The following is a 3,501-nucleotide window of genomic DNA, read 5'->3' on the forward strand; positions in this document are numbered from 1 at the left end:
CGGTAACGAAATCACTCATGCGGCCAACTCCGGCAGTCGGACCGCGGCATCCGCTTCGAATGTGCCATCGGGATCCAGTGCCCTCAGCGCCGCCAGTTCCGCCGCGGTGGGTTCGGGGGTTGGACCGGCCTGCGACATGTCGGTTTCGAAACCGGTCGCGGCACGTATGTCGTCCAGCGTGACATCCGGGTGATGCGAGGCCACCGCAAGCCGTCCGTCCCTCTTGTCGAAAACGCACATCGGCGTGACGACGGATTGCAGGTTCCCCTTGGCTGTCTGGAAGAACAGCGTGTCGACCAGCGTGCGCGTCGAATGCTCCGTCCGCCACGTGGCGGCCCGCTTCAGCGTCGGCATCATCACGGCCGATCCGCCGCCGCCCGGCAGGCGCACCTTGGGGCTGTCCCAGTCCCCGATGACCGAGTTGTTGGTCGCCCCGGTGCCGTCGATCTGGCTGGCGCCGAGGAAACACAGGTCCATGCCGCCGCGCGTGCACAGATCGTAGAAATCCTCGTTGGCAAAGATCGAGCGCGACCCCGCGGTAAGGGCCGCATCCCCCGACGACAGGGGCACCGGTCCCGCCAGCTCGGCATCGACCCCTCCGGCGACGTTCAGCCATGTGAAGTCGAAGTCGTAGGCGCGCTTCGCGACCAGGCAGGCCAGCATCGGCAGGGTCGAGTTCACGCCCGAGAACGTCACCTCTGACGGTCGGATCAGGCGGGCCAGGTTGATGACGATATAGGAAAACGGGGTATACTTGGTCATGCCGGCTCCTCCTGCCTGGCTTCGGGTGCCGCCGCCATGTGCTCCTCGATGGAGCCATCGGCGCTTTCTTCCACGTACCGGGCGACGGCATCGTAGTTGACGTCGTAAACCGGGGCGAGCGACCCCGGCCAGGCGCCCTGCGGCGCATGAACGGCGGCGGCGGTCATGAAAGCGGGCACCAGGGTCAGTTCCGGCCGCTGCGAAAAGCTTTCGGACGGGGCCAGGGTTTCGGCGGTCACCAGGACCTTGCGGGCCGCGCGTGTGAGCGCCCGGTCCCAATGCGGCGAGCCCTCGACGCGGGCATTGCCGTCGCGGTCCACCGCATGGGCATGAATGACGGCGAAATCCGGGCGGATGGCCGGGATCAGCCAGACCTCTTCTTCGCCGCCGTAGGGGTCTGTCATCTTCTTCCAGCCGGACACCTCGGCGATCTGGCTGCCATGCACGCCGCCGACCGGCATGAAGGGCACGCCGGCTCCGGCCGCGCGCAGCCCGGCGGTCAGCGTCATGCAGGCGTGTTCTTCCAGCTTCACCGTCCCGCTTTCGATCGCCTTGCGATACCCGCCGGCAAGACCGAAATTGCCTTCCATGGCGACGATCCCGGCCCGCACGCGCGACACGCACCCGGCCCGGCACAGGATGTCGATGTCGTAACCGGGGGATGCCTTGATGATTTCCAGGTCGCGCTTGCCCTGCCGGATCAGCTCGCGGACAAAGGCGAAGGGGCCGCGGTGCAGGAAACTGCCGCCCAGCCCGATGGACGCGCCATCCGGGATCGTGGCGACCATCTCTTCCAGGGTGACAAGTTTTTCCGAACGGGTCATGAGGGAACCTTTCGCTTCAAGGTGTCTGTTGCGGCTTTGGCGTCTTGCCGCGCCGCTTTCTGGGCCGCGACGTAGGCGGCGATCCGGTCGCGCAGACCGGGCCGCGCGGCAGACGCGACGAACGCGGCCATGTCCGCTTCGGGATCGGCCCGGCAGACCGTGGTCGACAGCTGCGCCGCCACGTGCGGGTCAAGTTTCAACACCCCTGCGCTCCAGTCCTCCAGCGCCTCTTCCGGCGCGGCGGGCGTGGCATGCACGAGGCCAAGCCGCAGCGCATCCTCCGCGGCGACGGGCCCGCCGGCAGACAGCACCCGTTCCGCCGCGTTCCCGCCAATCCGAAGCGACAGGCGATGCGTGCCGAGGAAGATGCCGAACCCGAGACCCGGGAACGCCATGCGCCCGCCGTCCGACAGCACGCGGTGCTGGCAGCAGACCAGGATGTCGGCCCCCGCTCCGATCGCGGCTTTCTGTGCCAGGCCGAGTGTCCGGCACGGCAAGGACCACAGCCGCTGCAGCATCAGCTCGATGCGCGTCAGCAGCCACAGCATGTCCGCATCCGACCGGCTCTCGATCCCGGCAAGGTCGAGCCCGGCACAGAAGACCGGCCCGGCGCCGGTGATCACCAGGCCGCGCGGCGTTTCGGCCTCGACCCGGTCAAAGGCCGCATGCAGGGCCTCGACCATGTCGAGCGACAAGGCGTTGCGCGTGTCCGGCGCGTTCAGGGTCAGGCGCCAGACGGGGCCTTCGGTGTGCAGCAGCACGGCGTCCGTCATGCCACTTTCTCCGCGTCCAGCTCCGCCAGGATCGCGGCGCGATCCCCGTCCAGCCCCGGCGGGCCGCTGCGGATCGTGAACGCGCGCCCGGACATGGAAACGGGCGGGCCGAAGGTCGAAATCTCCGCTCCGGAGGGAAGTTCCGTGCGCTGGACCCAGCCCTGCGCTTCGACCTGCGGGTCGGCCAGCGCTTCGGGATAGGTGTTGATCGGCGCACAGGGCACCCCGGCCGCGCTGAACCGGGCCAGCCATTCCTCCGCGTCTTCCTTGACGAAACGCTCTTCCAGCAACGGCTTCAGCTCCGCCTGGTTGGCCGCCCGGTCCGAGGTGGTCACGAAGCGCGGGTCATCTTTCAGGGCCTCCAGCCCGGTAACGGCGCACACCTTCTCCCAGAGACGGTCATTGCCGGCGGCGATGACGAAATGCGTGTCCCGCGCCGCATAGGCCTCGTACGGAGAGTTGCGCGGATGCGCCGCCCCCAGCTTCCGCGGCACGTTCCCGGTGCCGAAATACTCGGATGTCTGCAACGCGGCGATGCCCAGCGAGCAGCCCAGCATCGACGCGTCGATATGCGACCCCTGCCCGCTTTGCCGCGCGGCCATCAACGCGGAAGCCACGTTGAACGCGCCGTAGAGGCCGGTCGCGAAATCGGCGATGGGCACACCGCACTTGACCGGCGGAACTCCCTCGTGGCCGGTCACGCTCATGATCCCCGAGATCGCCTGCATGGTCACGTCGAACGCGCCCTGCTTCGCCTTGGGGCCGGTCTGACCGAAGGCGGAGATCGAGCAATAGACCAGCGCCGGGTTCCAGGCTTTCGCGGTCTCGTAATCCAGCTTGAGCCGCTCCATGACACCGGGTCGCGAATTCTCGATCACCACGTCGGCGCGCGTGATCAGCGCGCGCGCGGTGTCGTAGTCACCCTGATCCTTCAGATCGAGCGCGATCGATTTCTTGTTGCGATTCAACGACGCGAAGTTCTCCGAGTAGCCGTCGGTGATCGGCGGCCATGCCCGCATGGCATCGCCGGCGGGGGGTTCGATCTTGATGACCTCCGCCCCCATATCGGCCAGAAGCATCCCGCAAAACGGCCCAGCCGCGATCTGGCAAATCTCGACCACGCGAACGCCGGCCAGCGGAAG

4 protein-coding genes are annotated in these 3,501 nt (G+C 67.7%); all 4 read right to left on the minus strand.

What is annotated here, in order from left to right; all coding sequences use genetic code 11:
• Positions 1–15 precede the first annotated feature (15 nt).
• On the minus strand, positions 16–762 hold the full coding sequence (locus PVV74_RS22690; RefSeq protein ID WP_274594776.1) for a CoA-transferase subunit beta: 747 nt from the start codon (positions 760–762) through the stop codon (positions 16–18).
• Entirely contained in the window at positions 759–1,586 is an 828-nt protein-coding gene (locus tag PVV74_RS22695) for a CoA transferase subunit A (protein WP_103765133.1), read from the minus strand. The genes PVV74_RS22690 and PVV74_RS22695 overlap by 4 nt, the downstream gene beginning before the upstream one ends.
• Positions 1,583–2,359 (minus strand): enoyl-CoA hydratase/isomerase family protein, encoded by a 777-nt coding sequence (locus PVV74_RS22700; RefSeq protein ID WP_103765132.1) that lies wholly within the window; start codon positions 2,357–2,359, stop codon positions 1,583–1,585. The genes PVV74_RS22695 and PVV74_RS22700 overlap by 4 nt, the downstream gene beginning before the upstream one ends.
• Positions 2,356–3,501 (minus strand): CaiB/BaiF CoA transferase family protein (locus PVV74_RS22705; RefSeq protein WP_338020445.1); only part of this gene is annotated, 1,146 nt, incomplete at its 5' end. The genes PVV74_RS22705 and PVV74_RS22700, both read right to left, overlap by 4 nt.

Source organism: Roseovarius sp. SK2 (assembly GCF_028807495.1).
GTDB classification, from domain to species: domain Bacteria; phylum Pseudomonadota; class Alphaproteobacteria; order Rhodobacterales; family Rhodobacteraceae; genus Roseovarius; species Roseovarius confluentis.